Raw genomic sequence first — 17,078 nt, 5'->3', positions numbered from 1 at the left:
TACCTGTTTAAGAGGGGAAACCACCTCAAATCCCCTCTCTACTAAACCCTTGATAGGCTTGTTCAGCTTCATGCTTCCTTTGACGGCGAATTATAACAGGCTGCATTAAAGGTGCCATCAGTCTTGTTCTTCAAGTAGTTGTTCAGCGATAGATCCCGAAACAGATGAAACATGAATCAATTCTTTATATAAGTTGGATGCGTCTATTTCCTTGATATTCTCCCTTCAAATGTTGGGTATTGTCATAAATGCGGTTCTCCTAGCACCTTCTTGAACAATGAGGCCTTACCTCCTTTGGATTAGCTAGATATTTCAAATGACGCTAAAAAATGAAATATGTTCAGAAAAGATTAGGTCATGGCAGCGTTGCTATAACTTCTACTGTTTACGCCCATATTGAATGCATGTTAGTAGTAATGAGATTATGCTATTCTATTGGCTTAACCTTATATCTCAAAACAGTTTTTAATTTTGCAGGTTCAACTTTTCTAAAATCTGAAAGATATATTTCTCTATGTTGTAATGAAGTTCTTTCAAGATTATTATTTTTTATGAATTCATTCATTAATTTAAAACTTTGAGGTTCCTCATCATATGGACCTACATGAAGCATTTGGACAGATAAACCATCTCGAAATGTACCGAACTTTACATCATTTAGAAATGGATGAGGTTTCTTTTTTTCAACATTTTCAAATGCTTTATCTACTATTTCTTTTGTTACAAAATCTGGTTGTCTAATCATGATAGTATATAATAATTCATCTTTATTCAATGTATCTAATTTCTTTCCCTCTTCTGTTAAATCCCAAATTCCTTCTAATGGATATCCATTTGGAGTGTATCCTTGCTTCGGCATCATTCTGACCGCATAAGCCACTGAATAAAGAACACCTATCTTTTCAGCACATTCGTGCTCATTGGATTTCCTTTTCCCTTTATCCAAAAAAATTTCTGTTCTGGAATTGTTACAAGTTCAGATTTTTGTTTTGGAATATATAAATTCTTTTCTTGTTTTCTCCATTCGTATTTCATTAGTTTTTGTTCCCTTCTATATATTTTTTTCATTATGTTAATTACTACTTCAACGTCCTTCTAAATAAACCTTCATCTTCAACCAACTTGCCAGTTAGCCATCTTTGAAGCGCAAAAATCAGCGCTTTACCACAGAGAAAGAAAATTAGTTCTATGTCGATAATGTTTTAGTGGCTGGTGAAGAAGGTCGTTGAACTATGGTGCCTTTGAGCATTCTCTATCTCTGTATGTCTAGGTTGTTTATACATAATAAAAAGCCGCCCATAGGGACGACTATTGTATTGCTATTTAATTTTCACTCTGCACGGTTATGCTTACTTAAATTAACAGAAAGTGTTCTATGCTATTCTTGTCTTAAAAGGCTTTTTCATTAGTACAAACCTACCCTTTTTTCATAAACTACAAGGGTAACGAAAACTTAATGAAGGGACGTATTATAAATGTATTTTCGTAATAGTGGAGGAAATAACCCCCATGTAATAGGAGCATCCAACAACGTAATGGGAGCATACGGAAACGTACCCGGAGTAATGGGTGCATACGGAAACGTACCCGGAGTAATGGGTGCATCAACTGGTAAACACTCCAACGTAATTGGAGCCTATAGTCCAATGGCTGTGTCTCCAGTGCAATATTGCCCAACTCAAACTCTGCCTACTCAAGTTGCTCCAGCACAAGTCTCTCCAACACAGCAATATGTTAATACGAATGTATCGAACACAGTGATTCCTGTCGTTCATCCATCACATACTACAACTGTCAATAAACATGTGAACACGTTTAAGCATTACTTTCCGCATACTCAATCCGTAGTTAACGAATGCTATACTCAAAACCTGATTTGTGGAAAGCCGCCGCATAACCCATGCTGTCCTCCTAGGAATTTTGGATATTAATATTGTATAAGGGCTTATTAGCCCTTATCTTCATACTTACGATAATCCCGCACAGTTTGTTCCAGTGGTGACATAACAAAAATCAACCTCAAAATGTTAGCTCTGTTAAAAAGTTTTCATTAATGAATATCTCTCTTTTTGAACCGTCCACCACGTACTTCCGCGATATTTGCAATTGCTAAGAAAGATGAAGCGTCGATCTCTTCAACAATTGTAGTTAACTTAGATTCTTCAAGTCTGGTAATTATACAGAAAATAACCTTCTTGTCCTCTCCAGAATAGGCACCTTCACCATGCAAGTATGTCACACCTCGTCCTAAGCGATTATTGATTGCATCACCTATCTCTCTTGCTTCATCGCTAATTATCCACACTGACTTTGTTTCTTCCATTCCAGTAATAACAATGTCAATGGCTTTAGCAGCTATTACATAAGCTAAGATTGAATACATAGCTCTATCCCATGTGTATACGAATCCAGCAGAACCAAGTATAAATAGATTGATGAACATAACAATTTCGCCAACAGAAAAAGGAACTTTTTTACTTATTACAATCGAAAGTATTTCTGTCCCATCAAGCGCACCACCGTTACGAATTACTATTCCTACACCTACACCTAAGAATATGCCCCCAAAAATTGTAGCAAGAAGGATATCCTCAGTGAAGGGTGGAATAGGATGGAAATATGTCGCAAAAATGGATAGCATTATAATCCCATATATAGTAGATATAGCAAAAGTTTTCCCAAACTGTTTATATCCCAGATATACAAATGGTAGATTCAATAGAAAAAGAAAGATTCCTAGTTTTATACCAGTAATATGAGAAAGCATAATTGAAATACCTGTAATGCCACCATCAATTACATGATTGGGAATTAAAAAGATTTCCAATCCCGTGGCCATTAGCAAAGCACCAATTGTAATAAGAATGGTCCGTTGGATAATTATCAAATTAGATAACTTTCTATGCTGCTTTTTTAGTGCTTCCGTCAGAAAAATCACACCTTTTATTCATTTATTACTATTATATCCTAATATCAATTTAGGAAAAATAACTTTTAATAATAGATGTTCTAATCTACCGCAAGGCTTGTTCCTATTTTGCGGGTACCTTCACTAATATTGACTGTTTATCTAGGATGTTTTTACATAACAAAAGCTGCCCGCTGTTTGTGAATGGCTTTTATACTTCTGATGGAGCTTCTAGTGTTTATCCTTCTTCAATCAGCATTCCTTAATATGGTGAAGGAACATCTTTTAGTTTTTTCATGTTGTTTTCAATCATATAACGGTAGAAATTAAGTTATTTTTTAATAAACTACCTGATTTAAACGATGCATTTATATAATAATAAACACCAGCATCTTCTAAAGCAGGAGTTACATTCTCCCTCACAATAATCCCAGACCCAACTTCCACTTGCTCCAATCCATTTACTGGAATATCTCCTTCTTTCTTAAATAAAAAAAACCCTCAACACCAATGGTGTCAAGGGTTTCCAAGCTAATTTCGGTATTAATACATTGACATATATTGTTCGCGTTCCCATGGGTGAACTTGAGTGCGGAACATACTTCTTAGCATGATCAGTTATCCTAAAACATCACAAATGCCTGTTTAAAAGCTTTTTCAAAAATAGATTCTGCATGAGCAAGAGTACAATATCATGAATTGGTGGGCAAAATAAACCCATCATTGAATATTAAAACAAATAAGGATGACCTGTGTAAGTTAGTGTCGATAACACTCTCCCTTAGGGAATAAAGGGAGTACATAAATCAACCTAACCAAAATTGATAGTCCTTTTGTTTTTAGTGATTTAACCAAGAAAAAGCTGATGCTTATTTTATCAATGGATCTAGGAACTTGGGAAACCGCAGATACATTAAGACTTAGAAACACCGCTTCTAAATTATTACAGAATAATCTAATAGGAAATCACAAAAATATTCATCAACCCCTTGGATTAAATCATCAAAAGAGTATGTTCCATGAGTGAATTTCTTTTCACTTCTTAAGTTGATCCCTTAAATTCTCTCATCTAAACGGAAAAAGACTAAAGAAAAAGGCGAGCTTTTCAGTTCACCTTTACAATCTACTTTTTCTTCTTTAATTTTCTACAACTGTTTTTACAATTTTCACAATAATAAATACCACTATAACAAGAATAATGATATCAATTACACCATTTACTATACTAATATTTTTCAATGTCATCTACTCCTTAAAATGCGTATTAAATGTACCAGTTTTAGTAGCAACTTGCACATAAGCATCAGTATAAGTGTAAACGACACCTACTCCAGTATATTTAACTATTTTATCCATATTCCAAGTCTTTTGTGTTTTCGTAGTACTAGAAATTCCAGCATTATAGACCCAGTCCTCTATCACGAATTGTACCCATCAGAAAAAACCCTCCTTTACATCCATTATTCCCTATGGAAATAACGCGCCCGTTAGTTCCATAAGACACATAGTTATTTTATAGGAAGAAACCACACATCTTCTTCTCCATATACATCTCCTGTGGGAAGAAAGCCAAAACGTTTATATAATTCACGAGCAATTTCGTTCTCTTTAAATACGGTTAGACGAATTTCTTTACAAATGCTAAACCTATTTGTTATCCAATGAACCATCTCAGACAGTGCCGCCCTACCATATCCTTTACCCTGATAACTCTCATCAATTATGAAGCCGTTAATCCAATACATATTCGTCGTATTTTCATCGTAAGCATGCATGATAAAACCGACCATCATCTCTTTGTCATAAATGGCAAAGGGCAAATAAACTATGTTATCCCCGTCTGGTTTAATATAAACTTTGGCAAGTGATACGGCTACTGGGGGTGCAAATTTACATTGCTGTTTCTTAACTTTTAGTGCTAATGCCTCTACCCAATTTTCTCTCGTAACACATTTCAATTGTACTTTCATAAACTTCACCTCCAATCATAATCTGACATTACCTCTTTATTAAATTCACTACTGACACTGAAATACCTTGTTCAACTAAACTGCCCCTTTAGTTCATTAAGAAATTCAACAACACCTTTAACAGAGCTTCAACAAAAAAAATAGCCCCTACTCAATACGAGTAAGGGCTTTTCAATGTATCACAGTCAAAAACAAGGTGTAAACTTATGGTATCCAGATTATTCGTTTGTATTCATCGTACATAAAAACCCCCCTCTCGATTAAGGAGAAGGGGTCAGTGATGATTTTGTTTCAACGATTATAAAAAGTGTATTCGTTTGATTACATTTTATTCTTCTCAAAACAAAAAAAGCCCCACTACGAGACGGGCTTTTTACGATTGAGGGGTCCTGTGGAGATAGTACCTTAATAATCTTTTCTCCATTCGTTTTCAAATTATTCACCCTACGAAATAATAAGGGTTAGCCAATCTGATAAAATCCTATCTTATGCTTTTACTCAACCGTTGCCTTCTTCCGCGGCCAATGCATCTGCCTTGGTAACATGAACAGTACCAAATGGATGATGAGGAGGAGCATATATCGAGTAAAGTTTTAGAGGAATATTACCTGTATTGGTTACATTATGCCATGTGCCAGCAGGTATCATTATTGCATAATCATCATAGACGTCTTTTACAAAGTTTAAATTATCCTTTCTATTGCCCATTTGAACAAACCCTTGACCTTGTTCAATACGTAAAAACTGGTCAACGTTAGGGTGAATTTCTAAGCCAATATCTTCACCAACTTTTAGACTCATCAATGTAACTTGCAAATGTTTTCCTGTCCATAAAGCGGTACGATAGTTATTGTTTTGCTTCGTAGCCTCATTTATATTTACTACAAATGGTTTTGGTCCATAATCTTTTAACTCAATATTATTTCTTCCGTTTGATGATTGTAAAAAACCCAGTTGGTTAGCATCATTAACACCCCGATAATCAGGATTTCTTACATAGTTATACATTGGTACATTAACATAATAAGGATATTGATATTGATAGGGATGTATATAAGGAACATAGTACATTTTTCTCAACCCTTCACAGTTTATAAGATTATCCTATGCACTTGTTAAGTGAACGTACTTTAAACAGCGTTTTAAATAAAAAAGCCCTTATTCATTGAGTAAGGACTTTTGATTATGCTACAAACAATTTAGTAAAAGTTGCTTTACCTGCCTTCTTATCGGCAATTATCCTTTTAGCTTTCTGGAATTTAGATAATGCCGACTCGGTACCTTTTCCGAATATCGATTCAAGTGATCCAAGTTTAAATCCTTCTGTATAAAGTGCAGCCTATAGAATCTAAGTGAGATTACCTTTTGCACCTTTTTCGACAGTGACAATGGCAGCCTTCGTCTTCGCTCCCCATTTACCATCCACAACAAACTTTTTATTGAACTGCTTATTAAGTTCATTTTGCAGTGCTTTGATTAGTGCTGATTTGGTTTTTGGCCCATTGAATCCATCCGTAACAAGACCTGCTTTATATCGGCTATTTAAGTTTTTTTGAATGGATACAATAGTAGCACCACCTTTGTTCTTAGATGGTTCTTTACTAACTCCAGAAGCAATCTCAGTCTTAGGAGGCACTGTAACAACAGTTTCATTTTCGGTCTTGAAGTTTAAAGAAAGACTTGGCTTTTTAAGGTATCCTTGCTTAATTTTCTTAATGCCCTTTCCATATGAAGGACTTTCATTTCTTTCTCTCGATCATTATCATACAGCTTAGGAAAGATATTTATCGTTATCCCTTTCTCATTAAGCTCCTGTTTGTTTAATTGTTGAATTGTTGAATCTTTAGCGCTCTAAATAATTTAAGTTCTTTCACAACGATAGAACGAATTTGCTTTTCATCAACATCCGGAAAGAAGGATAATTGGTTACTCATTCATTCTCCCCTCCATAGTATAATATGTACTCCGATACAATCACCATTGCCAGGAGAAATCCTGGTTATTATGTATAAAATACTTCATAAAAGTAAGGGGCACAAAATGAAAACAATAGAAATTTCACTTTCCTATGACTGGTCCATATTTATTCATCGGACTTATACGTTATATAAACACCAAACGGACCCAAACCAATACGTTATATTAGATAATGATTTTGATCAGGTTATGGCATTTAGAGTGGATGAAGGTTCATTTGAAGTTCTAAGTTGTCGTTATGACGCGAAACATAGAATCGAACTTCCAGGAAAAGTTGTTTACCTAAAACATTATCCTGACGAGGAGTAGGTTAATTGAAACAGCATCCGCTAAGGTTGCATCAATGCTGGGAGCAATCCTAGCTATTTTTTTCACTTTAAGCAGTAGCCCAGTGCAGAATTATTAATGTTTTACTAAATCCTCATCCATTTCGATTTGGTCATTTGGTATATTTTCCGTACCGTCTGGATTTACCCTATCTTCCACACTCTCATGTGGCTCTTCATAGAATTCCTCGATGCTCATCTGAGAAGGTTGAAGAGTAATAGATACATTAGCCCCAGCATGAGAATATAATTTATTAACTTTTCCATCCACATCGCGATAATAAGAAAACTTCAGGACAGTTTTCTTATTATCGCGTTGGATAGATATAAATTCAGCTCCAATTTCCCCAGCACCACTTTCTTCCACATTCAGCTTTGTTATCGATCCAGGCATTTTTAATAACTCATTTGCATGCGGTAATTCATCCCCTTGAGCATGACACATAAGAACTTCCTTTTTGTCATCCTTTTGGATTTTCTTAAATAATATATTACGTTCAATTTAGCTGTTGTCATGTTATTGGCTCCCTTTATATTCAGATTGAATTTAAAGTTTTGTTTCCCTTTATTTATATAGCGTTTCTAGCCCTAGAAAGCCTTTCAGCTGCTCTTTCCTTTTGTTCATCTGTATAGACCCGTTCTTTTTTCATGCTGACTTGTTTTTCTGTCAAAATTCCCTTAACAGCTATCGGTCTATCATCCTCGGATTCTATGACGAATAACTCTGTTAAATTAGAGAGTTTTCGAATGTGTTTAGGAACAGTAGAGTAAACAGTCCACTCGCGTGTACTGTTGTCAAAAAACAATGAAGTCTCTTGTTCATCTCGGGAATACCCCATACTTTCCAACCTCCCTTTTATTTGGCCCTATTGTATTTAAATTGGTGAAGCTCTTTCACTTCTATATTTTTGGACTTTAAATCTTAATGGGCCTTTTTAAGTTCCTCATGGGTCTGGACAGGTACCGATAACCTAGCCGCCTTTGAATTTGCCACACAGTAATTTGAATTAATTTTCTTAATGGTTTCTTTCTGGCTTTTAACCTTATTGGCTGTTTGAATATATGATCTTTGAATTTCATCGAACAATGGTTTTAACCGTTTAGTTGTCACCGTCTTTTGGCTGTTCACAATACTTCTAAGCTCGGATAGTTCTTTGATGCCTCTACTCCTAACTTCCATTTTTCCTCAATGGTATAGCTTACGGTTAACCTGATTTCGGCACGTCCTAGCAGGTTAGAAAAACTCTTTAAGCTGATTTCCAAGGTTTGTAAAATCAATTCAATTTAGCATCATTCTTATGCCATAATAGTTTTGTTTGTTTTTAAATCCATTTAACGATGCTAAGAGAAAATGAAATTTTTAGCATTTTACCAGATTGTTTGTACTAATATCCTTTTTCCCTTAATAAACTTAATAAAATCTAGTTAGGAGGGATGCAATGTTTAATAAATCCTCGAATAAAAAACATAATAGTGATAAGCCAATTATTTGTACAACCAATGGCGCTACTTACCAAAAGTACCACTCATATAAGAAATCGTATGAAAGAGAAGTATTTGTCATTAAAGATTATGGTGAAGATCGCGGTGTTACTCATAAAAGTGTTGCGTTATTTGAAGCTGTTAAAGATCAGTTTGACCGTTTTAAAATTGCAAAAATCTTTAAAGAAATTAATAACGCCAATATTTTGGTCGATAGTGATCTTATTCTTATAGACAAAAAAGGAAATGAACTACACCTTTCTGGTTGTAGTTGTGGTTACTCTGGAACAGGTCCCCATGGCACATTAGAAATTTTGAATAAAGCTGGATTCGAGATAGATAGACGGTTTTTATTTTGTTCAAAAGGATTCACTCTTTTTCATCCAAATGAAGAAAAAGAACTTTATGGCGAACGGTTATAAGTTTCCGTGAATATTTTTTGGGAACCTCATTTGTATGCCAGCATATATTTTGAATATTAAACCTTTGTGCAAACTCCTTTTTTTCCCTGAGTGACTATTTGTCAGAGAATAGTTACTTTTTTTTATGTCATGGTTTATTCGAACTGTGCCGCAAATGTCTTAATTTATTTTTTTATTTCGACTAAGTTTCTCGTTACCACGTTTAAAGTTGCCCGTAATTTTAGCGAGCAATAGTTGTATCTCAGTTACATTCTCTTCAACTTCTTTGATTCTTCTTATCAGACGTTCGGCTTCTCTATCCTTTATGACTTTAATTTCTTACTCCACCACACCAGATTCCAAAATTTCAACTTTAGCCTCCACATTTATCGGGATAGAAGTATAAATTTCATCCCATTTTTTCTTATCCCAGCTTCTTGTCCTTGTTCGTACTTGTTCGCCAACCCCTAGAGGGTCAACATGTAGTTTTTGAAAATTTCGCACTAAATCTTCCGAGCGTCCCTTCACATATTTTGACATTTTATCTTCTATAATTTTAATCATTTTAGGATTTATTTCTTTACCGGTATATTCTCGTAACATTGCCTTTATCTCGAGTTTGATCGTTATTGGAGTATCTGTCATCGGCTTTGAAATCTTGTAAGACCTTTTTGTTATTATATTATTGACGGAAGCAAATTCTTTCCCATCAATTTTTGTAGAGAAACCCTCCTTATTTGTTGTATCTTCAAATAACATTTTGAAAATAACATTTTCACGGCTCTTAGTCTGATACACGTATTCCCCTTTACTATTAAACATGGCATTCCCTTTAATAATAACTTTCCCATCCAATGCTTTAATGATAGGTAAAAATGGATCCATTCCTTCTGAATAATACGCATACAAAAAAAGATGGAGGTTATTTTTAGGAAGCATACCCGATTCTATATTTTGTTCAATTGTTTTAGATAAATAAATTCCTTTATCTATGTTGCCAAACTGCTGGCTTAACACATCCTTCGTACTTCCTTCGACAATGCCGAGATTCAAAGTAGTTCCAATTGAAGGGTCCCTGAGTAATGTATCAATTAGATGGAATATCCCTTGCTTTGCAAGCTTTTTTTCATATAATACCACCTCTAATTTTCCGCTGTAGATAGGTCTTTCAGATTGCTGATTCATCTCATCTCGGACGTCTTTACTAAGTGATGATTTCGAACTAAAGGTAACATTTTTAATGGTTTTATCAGGATAATACATCGGTGTCACAGCAATAGCTTTGAAATGAGTCTCATCTACATAATCATATCCTATGGCTGTAGCCATATTTATTTCATCGAGCACTTTGCTATCTACCCCCATACAACTTGAGAGAATACTAATTGAAAGAAGTATTAAGGCCAATTTCTTGAATAAAATTCTCATTTTTTAATCTTCCTCTTTTTTGAAATGACAGTAGATAAACAAACTAGAAATAAGACATAAGGAATTTCCATAATCAATCCTATATTTGCAACGTAATCCGTAATTTGATTAATCATTTTCCTAGCTTTAATTAGATTTGTTATCACAACCAATAATATTAATAAAAGAGCATAAATTTTTTTCTGCTCTATATTAAAGTATTGTGAAATCCCTCTTGCAGAAACCCATATATAGAGACATACACTAGGAACTAAAACTAAGACCCATGTAGCGATACCTATGTACTCAAACCGTTCAACAAAAGGCATTTTTACAATGCCCCAAAAGGACAAAGTTGCCCAAATATATCTACTGATTTGGCCTTCACTGTAAAACCCTATCGTCAAAATAGTTATGAACAAATAAACTAAAACAGTAGTGAGATTTCCTAGTTGCGCCCACTTTTGTGAACTTTTTCGATTCTTAATCAATGGATAATACATCATTAAAGTGGACACGCCTAAATAGCTATATGACATTTGCTTAGATGCAAGGGCTAAGTCTTGAAAAGAATGATTCCATATTGGTAATAGGTTGCGAAAATGAGTATACTCTAGTGGGAAATAAAAAGTTAGAATTAAATAAGAAGGTATACAGATCCCTAAAAAACAAATACCGGTGACTACTCTAAATCCTCCTAAAACCACATAATAAATTAATAAAGCAAATATGGAGGTCACTAACCATGTGTTTATTTGAGGGAAGACCCATGATTGAACTATTTCAAGATAGGATCTTAAAACAGAAATACCTACCATCAGCCAATAAAGTATCCAGATGATATTTAGTAAACCGCCAAGCCACTTACCAAATAGGCGTTTCTGTATGCCTATAAGATCCATATCGTGACAATTTAATACTTTGTACATACCCCAAATGCCAAATGAATATATTATTCCGCTTATAATGACAGCTATCCAAGCATCATTGCCAGCAGATTGAATGATTATCCTCTGATATCCCAGAATCCCTACGCCTATCTGGATTTTAATGATTAAAAAAAAGACAAGAAATGTTGAGATTTGATCACTCTTAGCGGCCATGTATTAAACCTCCATTTTCACTTAGTCCTTAGAATCTTCCTTGGGTTCTAATCGGATAGTGTCTTCCGTCTGAACTTCAATTGGACGTTTAGCCTGAAGAAAAAATGGTAAACGAATCAGGGCATCTCGCATATCATAAATCCTTGGCGGATAAATTGGTTCAAGAAATGGCCTCCCTAAGGAAGTAAGCCTCAATAAATGTACAAGCAAAAAACAAAAACTGATTGATATACCTATTAATCCTATAAAATAAGCCATGAGAAGAAGAGGAAATCGAATTAGGCGAATGGTATTACCCATTTGATAAACAGGTGTAGTAAAAGAACCAAGAGCCGACAATGCAACAAGAATTAATAATACATTACTTGTTAGCCCTGCTTCAACAGATGCCGTTCCAATTACAATACCGCCTACGATACCTATTGTCTGACCTACTTTAGTCGGCAGTCTAGCTCCAGCCTCACGAAGAAGTTCAATGACTAATTCCAAGATTAATGCTTCTAAAATCGGTGGAAATGGAATTCCGCTACGTGAAATCACAAGTGTACTGACTAAATCCTTTGGGATTAACTCATAATGATAGGTGAGAACTGCGACATATATAGGTGTCACTAAGATGGAAAACAATACAGCAAAAAAACGAATAAGGCGAAAGAATGAGGCAATTGTCCAGTTGAGAAAATAATCTTCGAATGCCGCAAAGTATTCTACGAAAGTGGAAGGACCAAGTAAACCATGCGGAGCCCCGTCGACTAAAATCACCACTTTTCCTTCTCCAAGGACTGCAGCCAATCGATCTGGCCGTTCTGTATCGATAAATTGGGGAAACGGAGAATGCTTATTATCTTCAATCATTTGTGAAATATAGGAGCTATCAATTATTTGATTAACCTTTAAATCAGTAATGCGCTGAATCACTGTTTCTACATTCTCTCTATTTGCAATTCCTTCTATATGGATCACAGCCACTCTTGTTTTAGATAACTTACCAACAATTATTTCTTCAACAGCAAGTTCTGCAATTGGAAGCCGTTTTCGGATTAAATATAAATTCGTATCGAGTGATTCGACCAGTGCTTCTTTCGGACCGACAACACTGAACTCTACCTCTGGCAGTGTAACTTGCCTCGAAGTGTTATTTGCTGCTTTAACTAAAACTGCTTGATGAGATTGAATATTAAATGTAATAGATATAAACCCCATCAACAGTTGATTTTGGAGTTCAACAGGATTTTTCGTAAAAACAAGCCCTTCTATTGGCAACTTGTGTACGAGCCCTTCTAGAGTTGAAGAATTTGTATGTAAAAAAGGAAGGAGATCTCTATGCAATATATCTTTATCAATTAACGTATCGAAAAAAGATACACAGTATACTTCATTTTCAAAATCGAGTGTAAAGCTTGTAAAATCCTTTGACTTTTGCAGATGTTTGAGTACATCAGAGAAGTCTGTAGATTTTTGAATCTTTTGCTTTTTAAATAATGAATATCTTTTCAGTAGACTTCACTCCTTTGATTTTAAGATATGCATATTATTAACAAATTGAAGGGTTTTATGCAGGAAAAACCAAGAGTATCTTGTTGATATTTTGGATAATAACATTTTCAACTAAACTGACCTGTTAGTTCATAGCCCTAAAGCATAAAATAGCCCCTACTCAAAGTGAGTAAGGGCTTTTTTATTTTAATCCTCCACAGTTACACCAATAATCTCATCAAACCGGATTTTCTCAAAGGAACTATCTCTCATCTGAATGCTTAACTCTTTCGTGACAGGATGAATGTACACACAATAACCATGCTATTCTTGTGGATTTCCCTCGTTATGTAATCTAAATCTTATCGGTAAATGATATTCCATTGCATAATGAATGTTGTTTTCAAACTCTTCAACCTGATATTCATCTAGGATAGGTTTTTTATTTAAGAAATAATCAACCTCCCCTATATTTAATGAACCCTTGCTCTGGAGTTACGATTAAAGGTGAACATAAAAACAGTGAACTAAAGTTTATCGATTCGGAAAATATTTCTAGCTTTTTAAAAGCAGACTATGAATATGGATATATTTACTGGATATTTTATAAAGTCCTTATTGAAACCGGTCTACGTAAAGGTGAAGCAGCCGCCTTACAATGGAAAGACATTGACCTAAAAGAAAAAACAATTAATATTAATAAATCTCTTGATTTTCAAGAAGCAAGTAAGGATCAAAGTAAAATCTTTGGCGATGTTAAAACTTATCATTCAAAACGTGTAATCACAATAAGTCAGTCCCTTACAAATGATTTACTTTTTCACAAGTAGTATCAAAACCAAAACAAATTGGCATTACAAGAAGATTACTATCATGAACTTAATTTAGTATTATGCAGAAATGATGGTAACTACATGCCAAAATCAAGCCTTTTTAATTCATTTGCTCGTATCCTAAAAAAAGCAGAGCTTCCCTCTTTGCCTATTCACTCTACTCGACATACGCATGCAGTATTACAGTTAGAGGCTGGCGCAAGCATGAAATACATTCAAGAGCGTTTAGGTCATGGCAGTATGCAAATCACAGCAGATGTATACTCACATATTAGTAAAAAAATTGAACATGACACAATGGATAAATTCGAGGAGCATATGAAAAATGTCCTTGAATAATTTTTTTGATTTTTTTCGGGCATTTATCGGGCAGTTGATAACTTCATTAGATTTTATGAATGAATGCCCGAAATAGAAAAAACCCCCGACACCAGAGGTGCCAAGGGTTTGAGATATTAATACATAGACATATATTGTTCGCGTTCCCATGGGTGAACTTGTGTTCTAAACATACTTCTTAGCATTACTAGAAATCATAAAACATCACAAATGCCTGTTTAATAGCATTTTCGAAAAAACATTAAAATATATTTATTCATTACTAAGGCATTTCTATAAATAAAAGGTAATTAAAGTGTTCAGGAAGGTAATTAAGGGAATAATAGTACTCGATTTAATTAAATAAACTGAAAAGAGTAAAATGTATGATCATAAATTTAAAGGTATACTTACATGCAAAAGAAACTAATTTCTTGCAAAGTGGCACCTTCTCTGTCTCAGCCTATGACTTCAAGAAAGACCCAGACTGGACAGCTGCAGTTGTGGCATATGGATCCAACAGATTAAAAGTAACTTTGTAGCTCGTAAGGATTTTCGATTAAATCAAGTTGTTTATAACGATGATAATGATATTACGGAGTTAGTTAAGAAGGTTATTACTATAATTTAGGATGATTTGCATTTGAAAACAAAAATTAGCCCTACTCAAAATAAGTAAGGCTGTTTTGATTTCTTTCTGATGTATCAGTATAAATCACTGACTTCTGGTCCGTCATTATCCTTCTCATCATCTTTGGTTATATCTTTTACATTAAACATTTCAAATTTAATAGATTTTTCTAGAGTGATTAATGTTTTTGTGAGCTTATTTAATTCATTTATGGCAGGATTTGCTTTAGTGAATTCCTGATTTCCATTAATAGTTGTTGTCATCACGCCGCCTTTGTTGATTGTGATTTGAATCTTTCTAATTTGTTTAACAATCGCTAAATACCGCATTACCTTATCAACTTCTATCAGATCGTCTTGATCAATACGGTTCATCAATTGGTTTTCCAAATCTGAAATTTTTACAACTCTACTCACAAAAACACCCCCCCTCTTTTTTTTACCCAGCTATTATAACGGTGGTTTTTTGGATTTTTTTTGGACGGCAGAGGCCCCTGTCCAGTCCCAAACAAAAAATATTTAGCAAAGATTTTTAGGTGGGGGGTATTACCAGCGTTCATTGTTCCATTTCTTTTCTTTTTTAACGAATCCAAAACGGTTATGTCTTTTATTATGATGATACCTGCACAACGTTCGCAATGAATCTAAATCATGAGCTTTTTCTGGATGAATCTCAATTTCAAATATATGGTCTACTTCAAGTGTTGCATGGTCTCTGGTAGTGACCTTCCCTTCTTCACGACACATAACACATTCATATCCATCCCTTCTTAATGCTTGTTCTCTCAGTCCGTTATTACCACGCCAAGCATTGCTTTTGTAAAAGTCTCTTTGTTGTTCTCTAGTTGTGTATTCGGATACCACGACATCATCTCCAAAAAAATAACACCCTAAAGTTAGGATGCTAAATAATATAAGATAATACTTTGAATGGTTTTATTTTTCCTCTGTTCCCCTCTAATGAAGTAACTATGTTTGGCTCATTACGATTAAGTATTTTACACACTTGGGGTCTAGAAAATCTTAACAGCTTCGATATTTGCACACTATTTTTACCCATCGTTTGCAATGTTTTAATAATAGAGTACTGTTTTCTCAAACTTCGATTTATACAATTAAGTCTACACCTATCATCATGAATAGTTTTATTCTTGTTTACTATTCTAATAGCATTCCTTTGATGTAATTCTAAGGCTTCTCCAATTTCTCTATACGTGCAACCATTACGATACATTGACATTACTTTCTTAGCATTTCTAAACTGATGAATAGTATGACGATTTTTAATGTAATAATTATATTGAGGTAGAATGTGACTGAATGAATTTATATTGGATATATGGTTTATCTTATCTATTCCAACATTAGTCAACTCGGCAATTTCCTTAATATTCACATCATTATAAAGCATAGTTTTTATATCTTTAACTACATCAACAGCAATAGTACTTTTAGCTTCAGACAGATAAATTAACATCTCAGGATTTTCTTTAAATCTATTCTTATTTGATTCCGATATTTTTCTTTTTACATCGTCAGTGAAATTTACTAGGTTTGGTTTTCTTTTACTTATATTGACCTTTCTGTTGTTGTCATACTTATTAAACAATGTAACTGCATATGTCGCATTGTAGCCTTTATCCGAATACTCACTTTTTTTTTCCTCAATCCAGTATCTTTCACGTACATTTAGTTCTTCAGTACAGCAATATTCCAATACTTCAAAAACAAATAATTTTTCACCAAATTTATTAAAGGCTCTTTGCAAATAGTTATTGTAATGCTTATTATCTTTCAAACTTCTAAAGTGTTGAGATCTTCTATATAACAAATTATTAGTTTGACCGATATAAACCTTATTATTTTTTAAATTGAGAATTTGATAAATCCCACTTTTTTTTCTACTTTTAACTATGTTATTATTCAATTACAATCAGCTCCAAATCAGTTGGTTTTCACGCTCTAGGATGTTCCAGCATCGCTAGGGCTTTTATAATTTAATTATACCAATTTTAGGTAGATTGGTTTGGTTAATCTCTTCTTCCTAAACGCTTTCTGTCTTATCAATTCCCATTCACTGCTACGATAGAACTTCTTCTTCTGCGTCTCAGTCTTATACTCTGCCAATTACCTCCCTAAATAAATATCTAATCGCGTTACCAACTAGAAGTCTAAACGTTTAGATTTGTTCAAATGATGGGGAATAATACAATATAAAAACGCCTATCATTTGATAGACGTTTTGAA

General features: G+C 34.2%; 19 protein-coding genes and 3 pseudogenes. 6 read left to right on the top strand and 16 right to left on the bottom strand.

Annotated features, from left to right (window positions below; translation table 11 throughout):
• Positions 1-427 precede the first annotated feature (427 nt).
• Positions 428-946 carry a GyrI-like domain-containing protein gene (locus tag LQ203_RS17000; protein WP_230159546.1) on the bottom strand — a complete coding sequence of 173 codons (519 nt, stop codon included), beginning with the start codon at positions 944-946 and terminating at the stop codon, positions 428-430.
• Between the two features lie 529 nt (positions 947-1,475).
• Here LQ203_RS17000 and LQ203_RS16995 point away from each other — a divergent pair.
• Positions 1,476-1,931, top strand: coding sequence for a CotD family spore coat protein (locus tag LQ203_RS16995; RefSeq protein WP_230159545.1), 456 nt, complete (start codon positions 1,476-1,478; stop codon positions 1,929-1,931).
• Between the two features lie 119 nt (positions 1,932-2,050).
• Here LQ203_RS16995 and LQ203_RS16990 read toward each other — a convergent pair whose 3' ends face one another.
• Complete coding sequence (locus LQ203_RS16990) at positions 2,051-2,929, bottom strand: YitT family protein (protein WP_230159635.1); 879 nt, start codon at positions 2,927-2,929, stop codon at positions 2,051-2,053.
• A 799-nt stretch (positions 2,930-3,728) separates the two neighbouring features.
• Here LQ203_RS16990 and LQ203_RS16985 point away from each other — a divergent pair.
• Positions 3,729-3,842, top strand: a pseudogene (locus LQ203_RS16985) (IS1595 family transposase); the annotation flags it as partial.
• A 574-nt stretch (positions 3,843-4,416) separates the two neighbouring features.
• Here LQ203_RS16985 and LQ203_RS16980 read toward each other — a convergent pair.
• The 4 genes and pseudogenes from LQ203_RS16980 to LQ203_RS16970 all read right to left on the bottom strand — a co-directional run bounded on the left by LQ203_RS16980 (position 4,417) and on the right by LQ203_RS16970 (position 6,514).
• On the bottom strand, positions 4,417-4,878 hold the full coding sequence (locus LQ203_RS16980; protein WP_230159544.1) for a GNAT family N-acetyltransferase: 462 nt from the start codon (positions 4,876-4,878) through the stop codon (positions 4,417-4,419).
• Between the two features lie 498 nt (positions 4,879-5,376).
• The gene (locus LQ203_RS16975) at positions 5,377-5,949 is read right to left on the bottom strand and encodes a cupin domain-containing protein (protein ID WP_230159543.1); all 573 of its coding nucleotides are present in this window, start codon (positions 5,947-5,949) and stop codon (positions 5,377-5,379) included.
• A gap of 112 nt (positions 5,950-6,061) precedes the next feature.
• Positions 6,062-6,202: pseudogene (locus LQ203_RS27690) on the bottom strand (peptidoglycan-binding domain-containing protein); the annotation flags it as partial.
• Positions 6,203-6,226: 24 nt separating this feature from the next.
• Positions 6,227-6,514, bottom strand: coding sequence for a hypothetical protein (locus LQ203_RS16970; protein ID WP_230159542.1), 288 nt, complete (start codon positions 6,512-6,514; stop codon positions 6,227-6,229).
• 404 nt (positions 6,515-6,918) lie between these two features.
• Between LQ203_RS16970 and LQ203_RS16965 the strand changes: the two genes are divergently transcribed.
• Entirely contained in the window at positions 6,919-7,164 is a 246-nt protein-coding gene (locus LQ203_RS16965; RefSeq protein WP_230159541.1) for a hypothetical protein, read from the top strand.
• Positions 7,165-7,257: 93 nt separating this feature from the next.
• Here LQ203_RS16965 and LQ203_RS16960 read toward each other — a convergent pair whose 3' ends face one another.
• From LQ203_RS16960 to LQ203_RS16950, 3 genes are all read right to left on the bottom strand, one after another.
• Positions 7,258-7,626 carry a hypothetical protein gene (locus LQ203_RS16960; RefSeq protein ID WP_356714663.1) on the bottom strand — a complete coding sequence of 123 codons (369 nt, stop codon included), beginning with the start codon at positions 7,624-7,626 and terminating at the stop codon, positions 7,258-7,260.
• Between the two features lie 124 nt (positions 7,627-7,750).
• Positions 7,751-8,020 (bottom strand): hypothetical protein, encoded by a 270-nt coding sequence (locus LQ203_RS16955; RefSeq protein WP_230159540.1) that lies wholly within the window; start codon positions 8,018-8,020, stop codon positions 7,751-7,753.
• An 83-nt stretch (positions 8,021-8,103) separates the two neighbouring features.
• Entirely contained in the window at positions 8,104-8,361 is a 258-nt protein-coding gene (locus tag LQ203_RS16950; protein ID WP_230159539.1) for a hypothetical protein, read from the bottom strand.
• Between the two features lie 259 nt (positions 8,362-8,620).
• On the opposite strand from LQ203_RS16950, the gene LQ203_RS16945 reads away from it, so the two are divergent.
• Positions 8,621-9,085 (top strand): hypothetical protein, encoded by a 465-nt coding sequence (locus LQ203_RS16945; RefSeq protein ID WP_230159538.1) that lies wholly within the window; start codon positions 8,621-8,623, stop codon positions 9,083-9,085.
• Between the two features lie 318 nt (positions 9,086-9,403).
• On the opposite strand, the gene LQ203_RS16940 is transcribed toward LQ203_RS16945, so the two are convergent.
• The 4 genes from LQ203_RS16940 to LQ203_RS27685 form a co-directional block, all read right to left on the bottom strand.
• Positions 9,404-10,492: a Ger(x)C family spore germination protein gene (locus LQ203_RS16940; RefSeq protein WP_230159537.1), complete on the bottom strand. Its 1,089-nt coding sequence runs from the start codon at positions 10,490-10,492 to the stop codon at positions 9,404-9,406.
• The gene (locus LQ203_RS16935; RefSeq protein ID WP_230159536.1) at positions 10,489-11,574 is read right to left on the bottom strand and encodes a GerAB/ArcD/ProY family transporter; all 1,086 of its coding nucleotides are present in this window, start codon (positions 11,572-11,574) and stop codon (positions 10,489-10,491) included. Before LQ203_RS16935 ends, LQ203_RS16940 begins: the two co-directional genes overlap by 4 nt.
• Before the next feature lie 21 nt (positions 11,575-11,595).
• The gene (locus LQ203_RS16930) at positions 11,596-12,999 is read right to left on the bottom strand and encodes a spore germination protein (RefSeq protein ID WP_230159633.1); all 1,404 of its coding nucleotides are present in this window, start codon (positions 12,997-12,999) and stop codon (positions 11,596-11,598) included.
• A gap of 375 nt (positions 13,000-13,374) precedes the next feature.
• On the bottom strand, positions 13,375-13,485 hold the full coding sequence (locus LQ203_RS27685) for a hypothetical protein (RefSeq protein ID WP_356714696.1): 111 nt from the start codon (positions 13,483-13,485) through the stop codon (positions 13,375-13,377).
• Positions 13,486-13,529: 44 nt separating this feature from the next.
• On the opposite strand from LQ203_RS27685, the pseudogene LQ203_RS16925 reads away from it, so the two are divergent.
• A pseudogene (locus LQ203_RS16925) lies at positions 13,530-14,222 on the top strand (site-specific integrase); the annotation flags it as partial.
• 365 nt (positions 14,223-14,587) lie between these two features.
• Complete coding sequence (locus tag LQ203_RS16920; protein ID WP_230159535.1) at positions 14,588-14,743, top strand: hypothetical protein; 156 nt, start codon at positions 14,588-14,590, stop codon at positions 14,741-14,743.
• Positions 14,744-14,906: 163 nt separating this feature from the next.
• On the opposite strand, the gene LQ203_RS16915 is transcribed toward LQ203_RS16920, so the two are convergent.
• From LQ203_RS16915 to LQ203_RS16905, 3 genes are all read right to left on the bottom strand, one after another.
• The gene (locus LQ203_RS16915; RefSeq protein WP_356714694.1) at positions 14,907-15,206 is read right to left on the bottom strand and encodes a P27 family phage terminase small subunit; all 300 of its coding nucleotides are present in this window, start codon (positions 15,204-15,206) and stop codon (positions 14,907-14,909) included.
• Between the two features lie 171 nt (positions 15,207-15,377).
• Positions 15,378-15,695 carry an HNH endonuclease signature motif containing protein gene (locus tag LQ203_RS16910; RefSeq protein WP_230159533.1) on the bottom strand — a complete coding sequence of 106 codons (318 nt, stop codon included), beginning with the start codon at positions 15,693-15,695 and terminating at the stop codon, positions 15,378-15,380.
• A 40-nt stretch (positions 15,696-15,735) separates the two neighbouring features.
• The gene (locus LQ203_RS16905) at positions 15,736-16,758 is read right to left on the bottom strand and encodes a GIY-YIG nuclease family protein (RefSeq protein ID WP_230159532.1); all 1,023 of its coding nucleotides are present in this window, start codon (positions 16,756-16,758) and stop codon (positions 15,736-15,738) included.
• Between the last annotated feature and the right edge of the window lie 320 nt (positions 16,759-17,078).

This window comes from Peribacillus sp. Bi96 (assembly GCF_918698115.1).
Classification (GTDB): domain Bacteria; phylum Bacillota; class Bacilli; order Bacillales; family DSM-1321; genus Peribacillus.
This window is presented reverse-complemented; position numbering and strand designations above follow the sequence as displayed.